We start from the raw sequence: 20,872 nt of genomic DNA, 5'->3' as shown, positions 1-20,872 counted from the left end.
GGCACAAATCAGTGCTGCTCTTGAAGACTTAGGTAAATAGATTTAGAGATTAATTCTCTATTTCTTTTTTTTATTTTTTTTGACATTAACGACTGCTTTTTTGATACTTTTCTTGTTTTTTTCTGTTTGATGTATATCCTGATTTTCATTTTGGTTTGGGATTTGTTATGGTCGATGGTAATGTTGGATTCGATTGATTTTTTATATGCTTTTTTGTTTTGATTTCATTTGGTTGGCTGATTTTTTGATTTAATCGATGTTTGATTAGTGGATATTTTTGTACTTTTACTTTTTCATTACAATTTTACAGGTTCGGGTCAATATTTTGTTTTAGAAACAATTTTACGGCTCATATCATCGCTTATTTTATATATTAGGTTGTTTAATTTATTATTGGGACTTGTCCTTGAAAGATTTTGCTCGCTTAGATTAAATCACTCCATTAAATTTAAGGTGATTAAATGAGTAAGAAAAATGAATTATTATTAATATTATTAATAACCATTTTAAAACTTATCGCCATTATTATTTTAAAATTCTTTTAGAAGTGCCCAGAGGTCGAACGTTAAAAAATTTTGAGTTTTAGAATTTTCCTTTGGTGAGCTTTTGTTGCTTTCATGATACGTATCAAAAATATTTATATAATAATAGTAAGATAAGTATGATTACAAAATTTATAAGAATTTTATTATAATATTTTGTAAAATTTAATGGAGTAAATATGAAGTTAGATTTCGTTCTAACTTTATATTATTTTTGAATCTGTTTTTTTTGACATTAACAATCGCTTTTTTTGATATTTTTCTTGTTTTTGCTGTTTGATGTATATCTTGATTTTCATTTTTGTTTGGGATTTGTGATGGTCGGTGGTAATGTCGGATTTGATTGATTTTTTATATGGTTTTTTGTTTAGATTTCATTTGGTTGGTTGATCTTTTGATTTAATCGATGTTTGTTTTAGGCGATATTTTTTTATTTTTACTTTTTCATTACAATTTTACAGGTCGCATCAATATTTTGTTCTAAATACAATTTTAAGGCTCAAATCATCGGTTATTTTATATATTAGGTGGTTTAATGTATTATTGGGACTTGTCCTTGAAAGATTTTGCTCGCTTAGATAAAATCACCCTATAACTCTAAAGGTGATTCAATGAGTAAAAAAAATGAATTATTATTAGTATTATTAATAACCATTTTAAAACTCATCACCATAATTATACAAAAATTTTTCTAAACAGTAATCAGTAGTCGAACACTAAAAAATTTTGAGTTTTAGAATTTTCCTTTGGTGAGCTTTTGTTGCTTTCATGATACGTATCAAAAATATTTATATAATATTAAGGTGAGATAACTAAGTGTACAAAATTTATAGAAAAATTTTTTGTATAAAGTTTTATAGGGTAAAATATGAAGTTAGATTTCATTCTAACTTTATATTATTTTTGAATCTGTTTTTTTGACATTAACGACTGCTTTTTTTAATATTTCTCTTGTTTTTGCTGTTTGATGTATATCCTGATTTTCATTTTAGTTGGATATTGCAGATGCTTGATGTTAATGTGAATTCTGTTGATGATTTGGATAGTTTTGCATTTGATTTCATTTTCTTTAATGATTTTTTGAGTTAATCGATAGGATGTTTGATAGCTGTTACTTTTCACTATCAAATGCCTTCTAAACTTGCTTCATATCACATAATTTGAATTTCCATCATTTTTAAATATTTCACTGACAAAATTTTAAACAAGGTGGAAATATGGACCGGCTATACAATAATGATAATGTCAGTTTATTGGAATTTTTACAAAAAAATTATCCGAATATTTTAAATTCAATTAAAAAAGAAAATTATGCTTTGGAATTCATGGATTTTAGGGTTTTTCATGAGATATATTATGAAGATGAGGTTGTAGGATTCATTTCACTGGATCAGTTTCATGTAATTCCAACAGACATTTCAATCAATGAATGCTATATCATGCCGGAATTTAGAGGCAAAAACTTATTGTACAATGAATTGTTTAATTTGATAACTTCGCCCAATTTTACTTTTTATCCGAGAAATCCAAACAGGGCTTTTGTAAATGTATTGCTGAAAAATAATTTAGCTTTTAAATTCTCAGATAATTTGGTAATAAGTTATATGAAATTTATTTTGGATTTAAATACTGTTTATAAGAATTCCAACATTAAACGTTTCTATAAGAGTCCCGATTTGGATGAACTTCCATACAAAGCAAACATTTTTGACATGGATTTGTGCAGCATATTCTTTTTAGACCCGATGCTTAATTTCATCAAATACAGTGATGTCATGGCATTGACACTTCCAAGAAAATCCGATTTGAAAAAATACAAATTAAGAAAAAAACTTAAAAGAGTCAGTGAAGGCTATCTGGATAAATGTTATGATGCCCGTGAAAAGGCTGATGAGAAAATTTTGGATTATTTTGATGAGGTTGAAAACGATATTTATGATTTAATTTGTGTTAAAAACACTTTAGGCACATCAAACGAATTAAAAACTGAGTTTGCAAAATATTTAAAAGAAAATAAACTGTCTGATGATGACGGATTTAAAATAATTGAAAACATCACAGGGGCACTGGAGAGAAATGAATTGACCATAAAAAATTGCAAGCGCAGAATGCATTATCTGGTTGAAAACATTGATATGATAGGCGGTGCTTTGGTTGATGATGATGAATGCTGTCCATTCTGCGGCGAGTACAATTTTGAATTCGTCGATTCATGTGAAACCTGCGGTCAAAGATTAAGGGACATAAGTTATGAAGAAGAGCTTAAACATAATTTCGATAATTTTGACATTGAAAAGCTGCTGGAGGATTTTAATCATGAAAAATTTCAGGAAATGTTGGACTCAGATGAGTTTTGGGGAAGAGTTCCAATTGAAGAAAATGACCCTTATTTTGACTTAAAAACCTTTTACAATGAAAAGCTGACTTTCTTTGATTTTGAGGAAATTAAACAATATTATGATAATGCAGATAAGTCCTTGAGTTTGGATACGATATTTGAGGAGTATTTTGATGACAAGATTGCCAATTGCCGCGACAATGACGATAAATTTGATCTGTATAAGGATTTTCTATTGAATTATTTCTATTATAATTTAGAGGCCAATAAATTCAATGAGGCCCTGACTTATCTCATTCAGTTCATCATTCTAGCTTCAAATGAGGACAGCATATTTGAAGGTGATATCATTCAAAGAACTCCTTATTCGACTGATGTTTTATTTGCAATTGAGGAATTTCTAAAGCATGCGGATGACTATGATGTTGATAAATGCCTGGATGAAGCGTTCAACACATTCAAAGTCGATGAATGGAACAACAATAAGGAGGAAATATGTGAGATTATACCTCAATATTTCTAAAATCTTATTTTTTTCATTAAAAAATACTGATTTTTCATAACTATTATATTAGATGTTAAACAAAAATTAATTCATAATATTTAATTGGATATTAGGTGTAGTAAATGACTAATTATCATGATGAAATTTTAAACTTTGAAAAAATCGCAAAAGAACATACTGAATATATGAGAAATAGTATCAATCTTATTGCTTCTGAAAACGTTACCAGTGTAGAGGTAACAGAAGCCTTGGCAACTGATTTTGCTCACAGATACGCTGAAGGTCAGGCATTCGAAAGGTTTTATGAAGGATGCCAGTTTGTTGATCTTGTAGAAGACAGAACCAAAAAGCTTTCATGTGAAGTTTACGACTGTGAATATGCAAACGTTCAGCCTGTTTCAGGCGTAACCGCAAACCTTGCCGCATTCTTCGGATTTGCAAAACCTGGCGAAAAGGTAATGGCTCTTGAAGTGCCTTCCGGAGGCCACATCTCCCACGCTGACGTAAGTGCTGCTGGTATTCGTGGACTCAAGACTGTTTTCCACCCATTGGACAAAAACGTGATGAACATTGACATCGATGCAATGAACAAGAAGATTTTAGAGGAAAAGCCAAAAATAGTTTTATTTGGTGGAAGCTTATTCCTGTTCCCTCACCCTGTTAAAGAGGCACGTGAGGCAGCCGATGAAGTGGGTGCAACTGTCATGTATGACGGTGCTCACGTATTGGGTCTTATTGCCGGTGGACAGTTCCAGCAGCCTTTAAAGGAAGGCGCTGATGTGATGATGGGTTCAACCCACAAGACATTCCCAGGTCCACAGGGAGGAATCATTCTTTCAAGCAAAGAAAACGAGGAAGTCATAGACAATGCGGTGTTCCCTGGTGTCGTAAGTAACCACCACTTGCACCATCTGTTAGGTTTAGGTATTGCAACCGCTGAAATGCTTGAGTTCGGTGAAGCATACGCAAAACAGACCATCAAAAACGCACAGGCTTTAGGTCAGGCAATGTATGAAAGAGGATTCAACGTGTTATGTGAAGATTTGGGCTTTACCGAGTCTCACCAAATCGCAGTTGACCTTACAAACATCCGCTCAGCATCCGACATCGCCAAGGAACTGGCTGACAATAATGTGATTTTAAACAAAAATTTATTGCCTGGTGATGACAGGGACAACTCAGATGACCCTTCAGGTATAAGGATAGGTACCCAGGAAATCACAAGAAGAGGATTAAAGGAAAAAGAGATGGATGAGGTTGCAGAATTCATCAGACGTGTGGCAGTTGACAAGGAAGACATCGCCGATGAAGTCGCTGAATTCATGAACCAGTACACAAAACTCGATTATGCATTCTCAGACAGGGAAGCTTACCAATATCACAGATTAGATTAAAATGAGAATCGGATTTGCATTTACAGGAGCCGGTCATTTACTTAAAGAATCAGTCAAATTGGCTCGTGAGCTTGCCAAAGAGCATGAAGTCACAGTGTTTCTCTCAGGCGCCGCTGAAGAGGTCCTCAAGATGTATGGGCTTTACGAAAGTGTTGAGAGCATTACAGGGGGAAAGTACCGTGAGCTGGCAACTGATTCAAACCAGAAATTTTCATATCCAATTACAGGCCGTCTTTCACTTGGAAAATACGACCTTCTTATAGTCTCACCGGCTACAGCAAACACTGTTTCAAAGATAGTCTATGGAATAGCCGACACCCTGGTTACAAACGCCGTGGCACAGGCCGGAAAAGGTGCAGTGCCTGTATATATGGTGCCTGTGGATATCCATCCGGGACCAATCGATACAGTATTACCGTCCAAAATGGAGCTTTCCAAGTGCCAAAGCTGCGATGACTGCGTTGCGGCTCTTGCATGTGAGCAGGGGGCAATCATTGCACATGAGGAAATAGACCTTACAAAGTGCATCGGCTGTGGCCTGTGCAGAAACACCTGTCCCTATGATGCGATTTCCGAAGGAAAAATCATTACAATCTACATGCGGGACATCGACATCGAAAACACCCGCAAGTTAACTGAAATTGACAATATTCAGATATTTGAAAGCCCGGAAGACATTTTAGATAAATTCTAACTTGTCTCCAACATTTATTTTTAACTCATCTTTTTTACATTCCAGGATGTAGTGCGCTTCTTTTTTTGGCCTGTGGAATTTCCATGGCTTCAAGCTTGCCTTTTCGTATATTCTTTTGTTTTTGTCCAGAAAATACACGTCGATTTCAAACATCATGAAATGTGTGTGGACGGCCGAGCTTTTAAGGTTGCAGAACAATACTGCAAAGTCAATATTTCTTTTTCCAAGTAATCCCACAAAACGTCTGTAGAAATTGTCTGCATATCTGATTTCGATGTTAATCATTTCATCTGTGGTTTTATTTAAAATCATGGAGTTAGTATTTTCGTTAAGCTATTTAAAGTTTTGACAACTCAAAATCAATATTGAGTTTTGCTTGTAAAAAAACTCGTTATTTGAAATTATATTCAAATATGAATATTGATTTATGCTTGTTTTTTCTATTGTTACATCAATATTGCTTCAAAATCATATCAAAAGGTTTATATTCTTTCATGTTCATATTAGGTCATAATTATCAAAATAAATTTTTGGGGTGAATAAATGAAGTTCCATGAAGATGTAATTTTCAAGAACAACGGTCAAATATATGGCCAGGAACTCATGGCAATCATGAAAATTGAAGGCAGAATAGTTGAAGTTCATCAGACCGAATACAGCATAATTGACCCAAAAATGTACAAGCCGGATTTGGTTTTTGAACTTGAAGACAGAATAATTATCGTTGAATTTCAAAGCATTTATATTGATATTAATGACAAACGGAGATTCAGATTCTACACTGCACTGTTTGATCAAATCAAAAACAAATCGGAAAAGGACATTGAAGTGCATGTATTGAGCACTGTTGAGGGCGAAGGCATTAAATGCTACAGGATCAATCCCGATTCAACCTTTCCGATATATGTCCATTCCTTAAAAGATTATGACGGTGATGAATTTATAAATAGGATGAATGCCAAAATAGGAAACAACAGTGAGTTCACCGAAAGGGAATTGCTCCTCATAGCTTGCTTTGCTTCATGAAATCAGATAATGATATTAAATTAAATATACTGAACTCTGCAGTCACCATAACCAACATCCCTAACTTGGATAAAGAAATTGGCCAATTTGTTAAAGGGGTTGTGTTAATGTTATGTGACAAGTTTGTAAAGGATGAATCTCTAAATACAAGAATATCTAATTTGGTAGGTGGTAACATGAAAATAGTTGAGGATTATGCTCAAAGGGTAGCTGAAAGAAAAGTCGACGAATCAAAAAGAAACTTTGTTATTAGTCTGGATAAAGAGGGTTATGGTGTTGCTGATATTGCAAGGATTGCTGAAGTTAGTTTAGACTTTGTCAATGAAACATTGGCTAAATGATTTTTTATAGGAGTTAATATGAAAATAGTTGAGGATTATGCTCAAAGAAAAGTCGATGAGAGGAACGAAGAAATAGTAAGGAATATGGATGAGAAAGGCATCAAAAAAGAGGATATAGCGGATTTAGCAAAGGTTTCCCCTGAGTTTTTCGAGAAAACTTTGGCTAAATGAATGTCTTGTCCTCGATTTCTCCGCTTTCAAAGTCTTTAAGGGCAATTTCAAACTCTTCGGCCGAAAAGGTTCCGGGAATGATCAGCTTTTCATCGTTTTTAAACACTATGAAACATGGGGTTGCGGTTATTCCGTTTGAAAGCGCCTCCTCCATATCCAGGAAGCATTCTATGTTGTAATAGTTGTTTTCAATTATCTTTTTGGCAGCGTCCTCTTCGATACCGCAGGAGACGGCTATTTGCGTCAGGACATTCTCGTCTGCAATGTTTTCGTTTTCAACAAACCTTGCATGGAATATCTCCTCTGCCAGTTTCAATGTGACTTCCGGCTGCATGTTCTGGGTGTATTTTGCTAATCTCAAAGCGTCCTTTGAGCTTGTAAGCGGCATGTCGGCGAAATTGATTTTCAATCCGTCCTCAAGTGCTATATTTTCTATTTCCGCTATTCTTTTTTCTGCTTCGTCCATGCTCAGCTCATATTTTTCGGCATATCGCTCTGTGGTGCTCATTGTCGGCTTTTTCTTGGCTTCATCCTCAAGCTCAAAAGCCCTCATTTCCCACTCGACGTCAAGATTCAGATTTTCAACAGCTCTTTTAATTCTTTCAAGTCCAATGTATGAGCTTGGACAGTTGAAGTCAATCAGGTATACGATTCTCATTTTTTCCCATCTTTTTTCTTTGCTTTTTCCTTTTTGGCAACCTTGTACAGCTTCGCCATGTTGTCTATGGCTCTGAAAATGGTGTTGTACTTTCTATGGAAACTCATGTAATTAAATTTATGAATTGTTTTATATCAATCTTCTTATTTAATGAGGCAAATTCAACAATTTATATATAACATTTTTGATATAACTTATAATGACTATTTGATAATGTTGATGCAATTCAGTTTTAATTAGAATTTAACATTAACTACGGTGATAATATGAGTGAAATATATAGGACATTTACATCTGAATCTGTAACCCAGGGACACCCTGACAAGGTTGCAGACATTATTTCCGACGCCATATTGGATGCATACATGGCACAGGACAAGAATTCACATGTCGCTTGTGAAACTTGCGTTACAACCGATTTCTGTATGGTATTCGGTGAGATAACCTCATCAGCCCACATCTCAAAGGAAGAAATCGAAAAGATCATCAGGGACACAATCATCGAAATCGGATACGACAATCCTGATTTGAAATTTGACGGCCACAGCTGTAAGGTTGAAAACAGGCTTCACGAACAGTCTGCAGACATCAATCAGGGAGTGGACCGTGGAGATGAGGAAACCGGTGCAGGAGACCAGGGTATGATGTTCGGTTATGCAACCAATGAAACCGATTCACTGATGCCTTATCCAATTGACCTGGCACGTAAATTAACAAATAAGCTGACTGAACTGAGGGAATCCGGTGAAATCCCATATTTAAGGCCTGACGGTAAGGCTCAGGTGTCTGTCAATTACGACAAGCAAGGAAACGTTCTCTCACTTGACGCTGTGGTGCTCTCAACCCAGCATGACGAGACCGTCTCCGACAATCAGGAGCAATTAAAAGCTGACATCCGTGAAAAGCTATTCAAGGCAGTCATTCCCGATGAGCTCATGACTGAAAACACCAAGGAACATATCAATCCGACCGGAAAATTCGAAATCGGAGGTCCTCACGGTGATGCAGGATTGACAGGGCGTAAGATCATCGTCGACACCTACGGAGGATACGCACGCCACGGTGGAGGTGCATTTTCAGGAAAAGACTGCACCAAAGTAGACAGAAGCGCATGCTACATGGCAAGATACATAGCCAAAAACATCGTTGCAAGCGGACTTGCTGAGAAATGTGAAATCCAGCTTTCCTACGCAATCGGTGTGGCAGAGCCTACTTCAGTGATGGTCGATACTTTCGGAACCAAGGCAGATATCGGCGACAAGACAATGGCCGAAATCGTTCGTGAAAACTTCAAGCTCACTCCTGACGGAATCATCGAGACATTAGGCTTGAGGGATGCCAGATACAAACAGACCGCAAAATACGGTCACTTCGGTATTGAAGGCCTTCCATGGGAGAAAACCGACAAGGCTGAAGACCTGAAAAAATACATCAAAAACTAAGAACATTTCCTCATTTGAGGATAAACCTTTTTTTATTTTTTTAAAGTTCAACGGACATTATTTTTTCTTTTACATCAACAGAGATTTGTTTTAATTTTTAAATTTGCTAGTGTTAATTAATCATTTAATAGGCCATTGAAATGATTAAATATATATTCTACTAATTCATACTATTAGGTAGAGTTGAAATCCATTTTGGATTTTTGATTCCAATTTATAAGTGTATTAAGTTATATTTTCAATATCTAATCGACGTGCTGTGGGGGTTTTTCTCTCACAGTATAGATATTGACATGTTTTTACAATAACGACTGCTGTTTTTAATTATTTAACATTTCACATCTGTTAATGTAATCTTGGTGGAATGATTTTTTTCAAGGCTATTACAATTTCATATGTATAATACAATTTCACATTTATAAAGCAATTTCATAGAATAAAAGCATTATTGTCCTTTATTTTTTGCAAAATAAAGTTTTATATAGTTTATTGGATAAAATATTTGTAAACTGTAACTCTCTAAGTCCAGGGGGTGATATTATGATTTGTTGTGATGTTGCTTTGATTTCGATTCGGAGGATTTTCTTTGATGAGAAGTCCACTGGCAATTTAATCTATTATAGGGGGAATCATTGTGAGTATCCTTGCTAAATTTTGGATTGCAATGGTTTGGTACCTCATTTGTTTGTGGTGCCTGACTACCATATTCACATTGATTATAATTAAGTAGATGTGAAGCTTGCCATGATTCTCCTTTAAATTGTAGGGATCTTCTATTTCATAGGGATTTGTTTTCCGATAGCCTCACCGGGTTATCCCTGGGTTCAGTTGTACTTATGATGATCACTCCTTGCAATTTATAAACTTCATGATTAAGTTTATATAATATTTGGGTCATACTATTAGGTAGAGTTGAAATCCTTTTTGGATTTTTGATTCCAACTATAAATAGATTAAATTTTTTCAATATCTAATCGGTGTGCTGTGGGGGTTTTTCTCTCACAGTATAGATATTGACCTGTTTTTACATCAGAAGCTGCTGTTTTTTTGTTTCAATATTTTTTTTCTTGCTTTGACATATTTCTGTTTCAGCCAATCTTTTTTTTTAAAAATCTTTCCGATTTCTAAAATATCCGATTATCGCAATAACCTTTATTTATTAATTACAACAAAAAGATACATATTATAAATCATTAATTTTTGAGGAGTTACAATGCCAATAAAAGAGGCAGATAAATCATACGATCACGATAAAATAGAAAAAAAGGTTCAAAAATTCTGGAAAGAGGAAGAAACCTTCAAAAAGGTTAATGAACTTAGAGAAAAAGGTCCAAGATACTCATTTTTGGATGGACCACCATACTGCAGTGGAAGAATACATTTGGGTACCGCCTGGAACAAGACAATCAAGGACACATACTTGCGTTTCAAATCCATGAACGGATTCAGCCTAAGAAGACAGGCAGGATGGGATATGCACGGCCTTCCAATCGAAAACAAGGTCGAACATCTATTGAATATCCAGTCCAAACAGGAAATCGAGGAGATTGGAATCGACAAATTCGTTGATAAATGCAGGGAATTCGCCCTTGAAAACAAGGTAGCCATGGAAGAGCAGTTCGACCAGCTGGGAGTTTGGATGGACTGGGACAAGCCGTACATGACACTTGATCCGAAATACATGGAATCATCATGGTGGACACTCAAAAGGGCAAACGAACAGAACTTGCTTGTAAACGACCAGAGGGTTATCAGCTGGTGTCCTCACTGTGGAACCGCATTGGCTGCAGCTGAAATAGAGTATGAGGAAAAGGTTGACCCTTCCATTTTCATAAAGTTCCCGGTAACCGGAGAGAAGGACACCTATTTCCTTGTCTGGACAACAACCCCATGGACATTACCGGCAAACCTTGCAATATGTGTAAATCCTGAATTTGATTATGTTTATGTTTTAAAAGATGGTGAAACCTACATTTTAGCTGAAAACCTGATGGAAGACGTTTTAGGAAAACGCATCAAAATCCACAGGACCAAAATACCTGCCGAAAATGAGGATGAAGAGGAAAAGGTAATCGAAGAGGAAGAAGTGATGTATGAAGTCATCAAGACAGTTAAAGGCGCTGACCTAGTTGGCATGGATTACGATTACATTTTGGCAGATGAAATTCCAAAGCAGATGGAATTCGACTCAGAAATTGAAAAGGTTCACACAATACTTCCTGGAGACCATGTGGAGCTAGGTGAAGGTACCGGACTTGTACACACCGCACCTGGACACGGTCCGGACGACTTTGAAGTCGGTCAAAAATTCGGACTTCCAATATTCTGCCCTGTCGGAGAGGACGGATGCTTTACAGATGATGCAGGAAAATACGCTGATAAATTTACAAAAGAAGAAAATGACCAAATCATTAAAGATTTACAGGCTAAAGACTTAATGTATCATGTAGAGACTATTGAGCACAGATACGGTGTATGCTGGAGATGCAAAACCCCTATCATCTACAGGGCAACCAAACAGTGGTTTTTAAAAGTGACTGAAATCAAACAAAAAATGCTCGATGAAATAGCCAATGTCGAATGGGTGCCTAAATGGGCTGGTGAAGGAAGGTTCCATGACTGGGTTGACAACGCCCGTGACTGGACAATTTCAAGGCAAAGATTCTGGGGTATTCCGATACCTATCTGGGAATGTCCTGAATGCGGAGAGCTGAAAGTTATAGGATCACTTGATGAGCTTAAAGCTGAATCACTCAACGAAATCACAGTTTCAGACTCAGAGCTTATCCACAGGCCGTACGTAGATGAAGTTGAAGTGAAATGTGACAAGTGCGGACAGACAATAAGAAGGATTCCGGACGTGCTGGATGTATGGATAGATTCCGGAGTTGCCGGATGGGCATCACTCTACTATCCTGCCGAAGACAACAGCTTCGAAGACTGGTTCCCGTATGACTTCATTACAGAAGGCCACGACCAGACCAGAGGATGGTTCTACTCACAGCTTGGAACAGGAGTAATCTCCATGGGCAAAAGCCCTTATCAGAAAGTGCTGATGCACGGATTTGTGCTAGATGAAAACGGTAACAAGATGTCAAAATCATTAGGTAACGTAGTGTCTCCGGAAGAGGTAATAGAGAAATACGGAGCCGACGTATTAAGGTTCTACCTCTTGTGGGCTTCAAAGCCATGGGACGACCTCAAGTTCGTATGGGAGGAAATCCTCAACATAAACAAGATGTTCAATATCCTATGGAATATATACGTATTCTCAACAACTTATATGTCTCTGGATGACTTCAACCCAATTGGACTGGGCGAAAACGACATGATTTTAAGGGCTGAAGATAAATGGATTATCTCAAAAGCCAATTCACTTGTCAAGGAAGTTGGAGAAGACCTCGATAAGGTATTCTTCCACAAGGCAACCAGAAAGATTAACAATTTCATACTTGAAGACTTAAGCCGCTGGTATGTAAGGCTCATCCGTGGAAGGACATGGGTTGAAAGTGATGATCCGGATAAATTAGGCGCTTATTACAGCTTGTACACTGCGCTTGTCAAACTAATCTCAGTATTATGTCCGATAGCTCCTCACATATCCGAGGAAATCTATGAAAACCTCGTCAAAGGCGTAAACCCAGAAGCTCCAGAAAGCATTCACATGAACGACTGGGAATACGACGAGGACGCAATTGATGAGGAGCTCGAAGCCAAGATGGACGTTGCCCGTGAAGTGATTGACGCATCAATCAGGGCAAGGGACATGGCACAGTACAAACTCAGATGGCCGGTATCAGACATCACAGTCGTGTCACAGGATGAAGATGTTTTAAAAGCAATAGACGAGCTTACAGACATCATCAAGGATCAGTCCAATACCAAAGAGGTATTATGCGCAAGCGAATTTGAAAAACTCTCATTCATTGCAAAGCCTAACCTCAAGATTTTAGGCCCAAAACTTAAAGGGGACATGGGCAAGGTTGTAAAAGGACTCAAAACCGCAGACGGTAATCAGATAAAAGCTGAACTTGATGCAAACGGCACAGTAACTGTGGAAGGAATAGAACTAACCACAGAAGAGGTGCTATTTGATTCAGAGCTTCCGGATGACTTCGTGTCATCAGAGTTTGAAGGCGGAAACGTGTTCGTGAACACCAACGTCACTTTAGAAATCAGGCAGGAAGCAATGGCCCGTGAGCTGATAAGAAGAATCCAGGACATGAGAAAGGACATGGACCTTGACGTTGAGGCAAACATCAACGTGGACGTTGAAACCTCAGCTGAATTCAAAGACCTGATTGTTCCGCAGTCAGAAGTGATTTCTCACGAAGTAAGGGCAAAAAGCCTCATCATAACAGACACTGAAGAGTGCAGTAAAGATTCTAAGGATTATACCAAGGAATGGGATATCGAAGGAGAAAAGGTAATTATTTCAATTAAAAATTAAGGGTGTTAAAATGACTTTAGCTGATTCTGAAATAGAATACATTGAAGGAATTCTCGGCAGGGAAATGAACGAGCTTGAAGAGGGCATGCTTGACGTGATGTTTTCAGAACATTGCTCATACAAAAGCAGCAGGCCGTTCTTAAGGGCATTTCCTACAGAAGGAGAAAACATTATTTTAGGTCCCGGCGACGATGCGGGACTTGTAAGCGTGACAGACAAATACGCTTTGGCAGTCGGAATGGAATCCCACAACCACCCGTCTGCTATCGAACCTTACGGTGGAGCAGGTACCGGTATCGGTGGAATATTAAGGGACATCATCTCCATGGGTGCAATGCCAATTGCACTTCTCGACTCATTGAGATTCGGACCGCTGGAAGATGAAAAATCAAGATACTTATTCGAACACGTCGTAAAAGGGATTTCCGATTACGGAAACCGTGTAGGGGTGCCGACTGTAGCCGGTGAAATCGAATTCGACGAATCATTCAGGACAAACCCTCTCGTCAATGTGATGTGCGTGGGACTTGTCGAAAAGGACAAGATTGTAAGAGCAGAAGCACCTAACATCGGCGACGTATTCCTCCTTATGGGCGGAACTACAGGACGTGACGGAATTCACGGAGTAACATTCGCATCAGAAGAGCTAACTTCAGATTCTGAAACCGAAGACAGGCCGGCCGTGCAGGTGGCAGACCCGTTCACCAAGAAAAGAGTATTGGAAGCATCCCTTGAAATAATGGAAAAAATCAACGTAAGTGGAGTAAAGGATTTAGGCGGTGGAGGTCTCACATGCTGCATTTCAGAGCTTGTAGACTCATCAAGCAACGGTGCATTGGTCGACCTGCGTGCAATTCCTCTAAGGGAAACCGGAATGACTCCTTATGAGATAATGCTTTCAGAATCACAGGAAAGAATGGTGTTCGTAATAAACCCTGACGATGTCAAGCTTGCACAGGAAATCTGCGACAAGCATGAAATAACATCATCCGTCATCGGTGAGGTCATCGAAGGCGACAACATGATAATTTCAGATGAAGGTGAAGAGCTTGCAAACCTTCCGACAATATTACTGGCGGACCCTCCTTCAATCGACAGGCCGATAGCTGAAGTGCCTGAAGACACCCAAAAAATCGAGCTCAAGGAACCTGGAGTCTACCAGTCATTGCCTAAATTATTGTCCTCTCCAAACATCGCTTCAAAACAGTGGGTCTACAAACAGTACGACCACGAGGTTCAGGTAAGAACAGTCGTAAAACCTGGAGACGATGCGGCAGTATTGAGAATCGACGAGAACACAGCAATCGCACTTACAACAGATTCAAACACAATCCACACAAAACTCTCTCCTTTCGACGGGGCTGCAGGATGTGTTGCTGAAGCTATCAGAAACGTAATCTCAATGGGGGCAACACCTTATGCGGTAGTTGATTGTCTCAACTTCGGAAACCCTGAAACACCTGAAATCCTATGGCAATTTAAAACAGCAATCGAAGGAATGAGTCTTGTTGCTGAAAAATTCGATGCTCCTGTAATCAGTGGAAACGTAAGCTTCTATAATGAAACAGAAGGAATCAAGATCAATCCGACTCCTGCAGTGGGTGTAATCGGTGTTGAGGACATCGAAAACATAAGGACAATGGACTTCAAAAACGAAGGGGATAAAATCATTTTAATCGGTAAGACCTACGATGAGCTTACAGGTTCAGAATACCACAGAACCATACATAACATTGAAGTGGGAACCGCTCCTAGAATCAGAATAGAGGATGAAGTGGCAAACGGTAAAACTGTTCTTAAACTAATCGATGAGGACGCAGACAAAAACATCACTGCAGTCCATGACGTTTCAGCAGGAGGCCTTGCAGTTGCGATTTCAGAAATGGTAATCAAGTCAGGACTAGGATGTGAAGTCAACATAGTCGATGACGAACTGGATAAAATCCAGCTGTTATATTCAGAAAGCCACGGAAGGTATCTCATGACCGTAAAGGCTGATGCCGTTGACGATATCATGGCAAAAATCGATGTTGAAGCGCAGGTCATAGGAGAAGTAAAAGGCACTTCATTAAACATTAACGATCATGAATTCAGCTTTGAAGATTTAAACGATGCCTATCATGGCGTAATTGAAAAATACATGGCATAGAATAAACTTGGGGGAGTTTTTTACATGTTCTTATCAAAATTGGATTCACTGTCAAACGCCGCAAAACTCATCAATGACAATCAGCAATACACAGACATTGAAGAGATTTCAATATATGATTGCCATAAGAGGGTTCTGGCTGAAGACATCATCGCTTATCACAATTCTCCGCCATTTGACAAATCCGCAATGGACGGATTTGCAGTGATTGGGGAAAATACATTTGGAGCTTCACAGTCCGCTCCGAAAAGCTTAAAGATTATCGACGCTATCGGCGCCGGTGACTTTTCAGACAAGACCGTAGGCGAAAACGAGGCCATAGTCATAGCCACAGGCGCTCCGATTCCTGAAGGCGCAAATGCTGTAATAATGAAGGAATACACCACCACTGACGGGGACGACCTGACAATCTACTCTCAGGTCACACCTGGCGAAAACGTCTCTCCTAAGGCAGAGGACATCAAAAAGGGAGAGGTAATCCTTTCCAAAAATACCTTCATCAGGTACCAGGAGATGGGTTTGATTGCTTCAGCAGGATATGATACAGTAAAGGTCTACAAAAAGCCTAGAGTTAAGCTGATTATTACCGGAAACGAACTTGTTGAACCTACAAAGGATGAAATCGACAAGGCAAAAATTATCAATTCCAATCAGTTCACAATAACTGCAATGGTTGAGGATTCAGGTGCAGTATGTGACATCGGACATGCCGGCGATTCATTTGATGAGGTTAAAGAGGCTGTTTTAGAGGCTTCCAAGGAATATGATGTCATCATGACCACCGGCGGAACAGCCATCAGTAAGGGTGATGTCGTTCTTGACGTCGTCGATGACATTGGTGAAATACTGTTCCACGGCGTTGCGATGAGACCTGGAAAACCTGCTGGTGCAGGAATCATAAACGGCAAAATGATATTTACATTTTCAGGCCAGCCTGTAGCGGCAATGTCTCAGTTTGATGTCTTTGCAAGAAAATACCTCTTTGAAATGCAGGGAAGGCCATTTGAGTTCAGCATTGTCAAAAAGGTATCTCAGCTTAAGGTCCCATCCCAGCTTGGACGTACAGATTTCATCCGTTCATTCACTGATGAGGAGTATACAAAACATGTCCTCAACAGAGGTTCTGGCATAATTAGGTCAATGGTTGAGGCGAACAGCTATATCATCATAGACGAAAACGATGAAGGATATCAGAAGGGAGATATAGTTGACGTTGTGTTCTTTGATTCACTACTTTGGTAGATGAAGAGGCATTTTAATGAATGGGATTTATTATTATTTGATAGCTTTCATTTGTATCTGGATATTGGCTTTGATATTCCATGACAGATTGTCTGATCATGGACTCGAGATGAACTTTCCTATACTGATGTGGAAAACCAAAAGGCTCCGGGGCTTCATATCCAGGATTTCTAATTTTTCACCCAGATTCTGGCGTTGGTTCATGAATGTGGGCATTGTTGTGGCATTCGCTGCCATGATATTCATCACATGGACAATAATAAGTTCGCTGCCATCAGTTTTCGAAACCCCTGCGGTTTCAGTGGTAATTCCGGGAGTGGAAGTACCAGGTTCATCAATCTACATTCCATTGGGATACGGGCTGCTTGCCCTTGCAAGCGTTTTAATAGTCCATGAGTTTTCACACGGAATTCAGGCAGTCGGCGAAAAGATATCAATCAAGTCAATCGGCTTGCTTCTCTTTGCAATCCTTCCGGGAGCATTTGTGGAGCCAGACGAGGATGAGCTCAAGGCCGCCAAGAAATCCTCCAGACTGAGGGTCTATGCGGCAGGATCAATTGCAAACATATCCCTGGCGATTATCGCAATCCTATTGGTGTCACTTTTCTCAGCGGCAATTCCGACATACTTTGCAGAGGACGGAATAGCAATAAACAGGGTTGTAGGCGACTCCCCTTCGGAAGGCATTTTAAAGGAAGGTATGATTTTAGAGGAAATCGACGGCCACAAGATTACAAATTCAACTGATTACGGCGAGGTCGTAAGTTCATATCATCCGGGTGATAACGTAACGGTCAAAACGGATGAAGGAAGCTATTCGATAACCTTATCCAAGAATCCGAACAATGAATCAAGAGGATTTTTTGGAATCCAGGCATCCAAACATTTCGAGATGGTAAATGACAGCTTGGGACCTGTTCCATGGATCTTATTCGAGCTTGTTGAGCTTTTCCAGTGGGTGTTCATGCTGAACCTTGGAATAGGACTGTTCAACTTGCTTCCGATAAAGCCGTTGGACGGGGGATACATGCTTGAGATTCTGCTCTCATATAAGATGTCTGAAAATACAGTAAAACCACTCGTCAATGCGATATCAGGAGTAATGGGAATAATAATAGTGTTCAGTATAATTGTTGGGTTCCTTTAATTGTTATAACATTTAATGTTGATTCAGATTATTTTAAAAAAAGAAAAATAGAAAGAATAATTAAATTCTTTCGGTTTAGAAGTATCTTTCCAAGATGCCTTCCAGGATTTTATAGTGACGACCTTCGTCTTTTGAGCTTTCACGGAAGAAATCAGCAGCGGTTTCGATTCCAGCTTCCTGGGCTTTGTCAGCTGCTTCTCTTTTCTCAGCGTTAGCCATTTTTTCTCCGCCCATCATCCATTCGATGTTGGCTTTGAGGTCATCCTTGATGATTCCGTTCATTTCACAGAATCTTGCAGCATGTTCAGCTTCTTCCCATGCTAATCTTTTGAACACTTCAGCCAATTCGCCGTAGCCTTCTCTGGAAGCCTGTCTGGACATGGCCAGGTAGATACCGACTTCGTTGGTTTCTCCTTCAAAGTTTCCTGCAACATAGTTTTCTACAGGGGTATCTTTTGTAATTCCTATTTCATGTTCGTATTTTACTATATTATCACATTTATAGTTCTTTACATGCTTTAGCTAATGCTACACCTAACTGGTAGCTTGCTTCTTCCTCTTCAGCGTTTGGGACGAATGTAATTTCCTGTGAGTCAATCACGTCGAATCCACAGTTATTTAATTCTTCAGCGAGCATTGCAGGGGTTCCGCCTTTTCCACCCATTGAACCGAAGGTAACGGCTTTTCTTACGATTCCGGTTCTGTTGAACAATAATCCTTTAAGGTAGTACATGATGTCTCCAATACTTGGGTACGGTACATCGTTGATGGTAGGGTCTCCTACTGCAATTCCTTTACTGGTTAGGATGCTTTTGACGATTTCGGATCTTTCATCCTCATGCAAGAAGAAGATTTCTACGTCATATCCTTCAGACATTGCACCTTCTGCAATTTCATGAGCCATCTGTTGGGTTGAGTAGTGCATGGTATCATAGATGATTGTTATTTTGTCTTCACATACTCCGGTAGCCCAGTTCTGGTATGCGCCGATGATTTGCATTGGGTCTTTCCAGATTTGACCGTGTGACGGTGCAATCATTTTGATTGAGTCAAGAAGTCCTAATTCAACTACTTCGTTTAATTTCTTAAGCACCAGTTTGGAAAGTGGTGTGATGAGGTTTGCATAGAACTTTTGAGCAGCGTCCATAAGGACATATTCAGGGATTTCATCTGAGAATCTTTGGGTGAAGCATAGGTGCTGACCGAATGCGTCGTTAGGGAATAAGATTCCGGTTTCATCTGCAAGAAGGGTGAACATGCTGTCCGGCCAGTGCAAGAGGAATGCATCGAGGAATGCTAATGTTCTTCCGCCGACATCTAAACTGTCACCGGTTCCGACTGTGATGAATTCTGCGCCTTCAAGTGCAGGGTAGTGTTTTAAAAGACCGTTTACAGCGATTTTGGTACAGTAAATAGGTGCTTCAGGGAATCTTTTGTGCAAGTCCACTAAAACTCCGGAGTGGTCTTTTTCAACGTGGTTTTGGATGATGTAGTCAACTTTGACTTCTCTTCCTTCCTGTGCGAATGCGTCATCGATACGTGCCATCATTTCCTTTGTTTTTCCAGGATAAGCATTGTCGATGATTGCTACTTCGTCTTCTCCAAATACAATGTATGCATTGTAGGTGGTTCCGTCCAAGGTGTAACCGTGGTAGGTTCTTAGGTCCCAATCGAGTACACCAATCCAGTATACTCCATCGGCTATTTTTTGAGCATTTGCTTTCATAATATCAACCATTTTATAAATTTTTATTCATGGATTTAATCATCTATGAATTAATAATATTTTCGGATTTGTTATTATATATAATTTTGTTTTATACGAAATGTTCGTATTTTTTTTCAAAATAATTTGCCTAATTAATTAAATTTTGTTGGTAATGTTATGACATTGACAAAATTAAATTAAACTTTTTAAACGATAACCAAGTTAAAAAAGCAATATTAATTGAATCTGTCTGACCTTCGGGACGAGGGGGATAGCTCGGTAATTCTAGGTTCATTAGAGTATACAGACCGTGAAGTAAGAATCCTCAACTTCTATAAAGTTGAGATAGTTCAATTCTTTGGCCATCATCAGAATAATATTGCCCGTGTAAGCGGGCATCTGAAAAATAAGCAGAGTTAATTGAAGGTTAGGCAGAAATTGCATGATTTGAATAAATAAGCCTGAATATTGGATATCTCTTTAAGCCGTGAGTATCTATAGCAGTATTTTTTCATATCTTTTTCTTATTTCTTCTTTAAATTTATCATCTCTTAAATCGCCTTCCAGTTCATATAATCCGAAAATTACCATCTCATATAATACTTTATTCATTTTTTGCCTTTTTCGGTAAGGCAATATTCAGTGTTTCTTTTTGAATCGTCGTCGATGACTTTTTTTTGAAATCAGTCCCTGATTTTCCAGGCATTTTAAAGTGTCGGACAAAACGACATTACTTAATGTTTATAAACTCTTCAAAAATTTAATATATAAGATGGTTTGCCTAACAATCAAGGGATTGAATAAGATTACATATTATACTAAAAAAGTATTATATTATATAGTTAAAATCCTTACATGGATTACTTTTTCTGATATCTCTTTTAGACGTGTATCCAAGTGGTCAAAGGAGTAAGATTCAGGGTCTTAAATAGTTTCTACGAACGGTTTTAAGGTTGTAAATTTTTGTTGTCCTATTTTATGTGATATTAAAAATCATCTATTTTATTCTTATTACAATATTGTTCAAACCCAATATTTGGGAATAATCAATTTTTTGCGAAATCT

At 38.3% G+C, this 20,872-nt stretch carries 15 protein-coding genes; 11 read left to right on the top strand and 4 right to left on the bottom strand.

The window, feature by feature from the left end:
* The first annotated feature begins 1,759 nt into the window (after nucleotides 1-1,759).
* From Q0W26_RS07195 to Q0W26_RS07185, 3 genes are all read left to right on the top strand, one after another.
* A complete protein-coding gene (locus tag Q0W26_RS07195; RefSeq protein WP_298523607.1) occupies nucleotides 1,760-3,403 on the top strand; it encodes a hypothetical protein in 1,644 nt (547 codons plus the stop codon).
* Between the two features lie 104 nt (nucleotides 3,404-3,507).
* A complete protein-coding gene (glyA, locus tag Q0W26_RS07190) occupies nucleotides 3,508-4,779 on the top strand; it encodes a serine hydroxymethyltransferase (RefSeq protein WP_298523606.1) in 1,272 nt (423 codons plus the stop codon).
* 1 nt (nucleotide 4,780) lies between these two features.
* Nucleotides 4,781-5,473, top strand: a complete 693-nt coding sequence (locus Q0W26_RS07185) for a dihydromethanopterin reductase (acceptor) (protein WP_298523605.1) — start codon at nucleotides 4,781-4,783, stop codon at nucleotides 5,471-5,473.
* Here the strand turns inward: Q0W26_RS07185 and Q0W26_RS07180 are convergent.
* A complete protein-coding gene (locus Q0W26_RS07180) occupies nucleotides 5,459-5,785 on the bottom strand; it encodes a DUF192 domain-containing protein (protein WP_298523604.1) in 327 nt (108 codons plus the stop codon). The two genes, Q0W26_RS07185 and Q0W26_RS07180, sit on opposite strands and share 15 nt — an antisense overlap.
* A 231-nt stretch (nucleotides 5,786-6,016) precedes the next feature.
* On the opposite strand from Q0W26_RS07180, the gene Q0W26_RS07175 reads away from it, so the two are divergent.
* Genes Q0W26_RS07175 through Q0W26_RS07165 form a run of 3 tightly spaced genes read left to right on the top strand, consistent with a single transcriptional unit; the run spans nucleotide 6,017 to nucleotide 7,011 of the window.
* Nucleotides 6,017-6,499: a hypothetical protein gene (locus tag Q0W26_RS07175; RefSeq protein ID WP_298523603.1), complete on the top strand. Its 483-nt coding sequence runs from the start codon at nucleotides 6,017-6,019 to the stop codon at nucleotides 6,497-6,499.
* The gene (locus Q0W26_RS07170) at nucleotides 6,496-6,840 is read left to right on the top strand and encodes a hypothetical protein (protein ID WP_298523602.1); all 345 of its coding nucleotides are present in this window, start codon (nucleotides 6,496-6,498) and stop codon (nucleotides 6,838-6,840) included. Before Q0W26_RS07175 ends, Q0W26_RS07170 begins: the two co-directional genes overlap by 4 nt.
* A gap of 18 nt (nucleotides 6,841-6,858) precedes the next feature.
* Nucleotides 6,859-7,011, top strand: coding sequence for a hypothetical protein (locus tag Q0W26_RS07165; RefSeq protein WP_298523601.1), 153 nt, complete (start codon nucleotides 6,859-6,861; stop codon nucleotides 7,009-7,011).
* Here Q0W26_RS07165 and Q0W26_RS07160 read toward each other — a convergent pair.
* Nucleotides 7,004-7,669, bottom strand: a complete 666-nt coding sequence (locus Q0W26_RS07160) for a DsbA family protein (RefSeq protein ID WP_298523600.1) — start codon at nucleotides 7,667-7,669, stop codon at nucleotides 7,004-7,006. The genes Q0W26_RS07165 and Q0W26_RS07160 overlap by 8 nt on opposite strands.
* A 266-nt stretch (nucleotides 7,670-7,935) precedes the next feature.
* On the opposite strand from Q0W26_RS07160, the gene metK reads away from it, so the two are divergent.
* From metK to Q0W26_RS07135, 5 genes are all read left to right on the top strand, one after another.
* Nucleotides 7,936-9,111 (top strand): methionine adenosyltransferase, encoded by a 1,176-nt coding sequence (gene metK / locus Q0W26_RS07155; RefSeq protein ID WP_298523599.1) that lies wholly within the window; start codon nucleotides 7,936-7,938, stop codon nucleotides 9,109-9,111.
* A gap of 1,213 nt (nucleotides 9,112-10,324) precedes the next feature.
* Nucleotides 10,325-13,561, top strand: coding sequence for an isoleucine--tRNA ligase (gene ileS / locus Q0W26_RS07150; RefSeq protein ID WP_298523598.1), 3,237 nt, complete (start codon nucleotides 10,325-10,327; stop codon nucleotides 13,559-13,561).
* A 10-nt stretch (nucleotides 13,562-13,571) separates the two neighbouring features.
* Nucleotides 13,572-15,710: a phosphoribosylformylglycinamidine synthase subunit PurL gene (purL, locus tag Q0W26_RS07145; protein WP_298523597.1), complete on the top strand. Its 2,139-nt coding sequence runs from the start codon at nucleotides 13,572-13,574 to the stop codon at nucleotides 15,708-15,710.
* A gap of 24 nt (nucleotides 15,711-15,734) precedes the next feature.
* A complete protein-coding gene (glp, locus tag Q0W26_RS07140; protein ID WP_298523596.1) occupies nucleotides 15,735-16,952 on the top strand; it encodes a gephyrin-like molybdotransferase Glp in 1,218 nt (405 codons plus the stop codon).
* A 16-nt stretch (nucleotides 16,953-16,968) separates the two neighbouring features.
* Entirely contained in the window at nucleotides 16,969-18,099 is a 1,131-nt protein-coding gene (locus Q0W26_RS07135; protein WP_298523595.1) for a site-2 protease family protein, read from the top strand.
* A 75-nt stretch (nucleotides 18,100-18,174) separates the two neighbouring features.
* On the opposite strand, the gene Q0W26_RS07130 is transcribed toward Q0W26_RS07135, so the two are convergent.
* Nucleotides 18,175-18,588, bottom strand: a complete 414-nt coding sequence (locus Q0W26_RS07130; RefSeq protein ID WP_298523608.1) for a ferritin family protein — start codon at nucleotides 18,586-18,588, stop codon at nucleotides 18,175-18,177.
* Between the two features lie 10 nt (nucleotides 18,589-18,598).
* Nucleotides 18,599-19,825, bottom strand: coding sequence for an FprA family A-type flavoprotein (locus tag Q0W26_RS07125; RefSeq protein ID WP_298523594.1), 1,227 nt, complete (start codon nucleotides 19,823-19,825; stop codon nucleotides 18,599-18,601).
* Between the last annotated feature and the right edge of the window lie 1,047 nt (nucleotides 19,826-20,872).

This window comes from uncultured Methanobrevibacter sp., assembly GCF_947169325.1.
In the GTDB taxonomy this organism is placed as follows: Archaea; Methanobacteriota; Methanobacteria; order Methanobacteriales; family Methanobacteriaceae; genus Methanocatella.
This window is presented reverse-complemented; position numbering and strand designations above follow the sequence as displayed.

Bases quoted from the DNA above. Each gene is read 5' to 3' on its own strand.
- Q0W26_RS07195 (WP_298523607.1), top strand. From the start codon at position 1,760: ATGGACCGGCTATACAATAATGATAATGTCAGTTTATTGGAATTTTTA.
- glyA (WP_298523606.1), top strand. From the start codon at position 3,508: ATGACTAATTATCATGATGAAATTTTAAACTTTGAAAAAATCGCAAAA.
- Q0W26_RS07185 (WP_298523605.1), top strand. From the start codon at position 4,781: ATGAGAATCGGATTTGCATTTACAGGAGCCGGTCATTTACTTAAAGAA.
- Q0W26_RS07180 (WP_298523604.1), bottom strand. From the start codon at position 5,785: ATGATTTTAAATAAAACCACAGATGAAATGATTAACATCGAAATCAGA.
- Q0W26_RS07175 (WP_298523603.1), top strand. From the start codon at position 6,017: ATGAAGTTCCATGAAGATGTAATTTTCAAGAACAACGGTCAAATATAT.
- Q0W26_RS07170 (WP_298523602.1), top strand. From the start codon at position 6,496: ATGAAATCAGATAATGATATTAAATTAAATATACTGAACTCTGCAGTC.
- Q0W26_RS07165 (WP_298523601.1), top strand. From the start codon at position 6,859: ATGAAAATAGTTGAGGATTATGCTCAAAGAAAAGTCGATGAGAGGAAC.
- Q0W26_RS07160 (WP_298523600.1), bottom strand. From the start codon at position 7,669: ATGAGAATCGTATACCTGATTGACTTCAACTGTCCAAGCTCATACATT.
- metK (WP_298523599.1), top strand. From the start codon at position 7,936: ATGAGTGAAATATATAGGACATTTACATCTGAATCTGTAACCCAGGGA.
- ileS (WP_298523598.1), top strand. From the start codon at position 10,325: ATGCCAATAAAAGAGGCAGATAAATCATACGATCACGATAAAATAGAA.
- purL (WP_298523597.1), top strand. From the start codon at position 13,572: ATGACTTTAGCTGATTCTGAAATAGAATACATTGAAGGAATTCTCGGC.
- glp (WP_298523596.1), top strand. From the start codon at position 15,735: ATGTTCTTATCAAAATTGGATTCACTGTCAAACGCCGCAAAACTCATC.
- Q0W26_RS07135 (WP_298523595.1), top strand. From the start codon at position 16,969: ATGAATGGGATTTATTATTATTTGATAGCTTTCATTTGTATCTGGATA.
- Q0W26_RS07125 (WP_298523594.1), bottom strand. From the start codon at position 19,825: ATGAAAGCAAATGCTCAAAAAATAGCCGATGGAGTATACTGGATTGGT.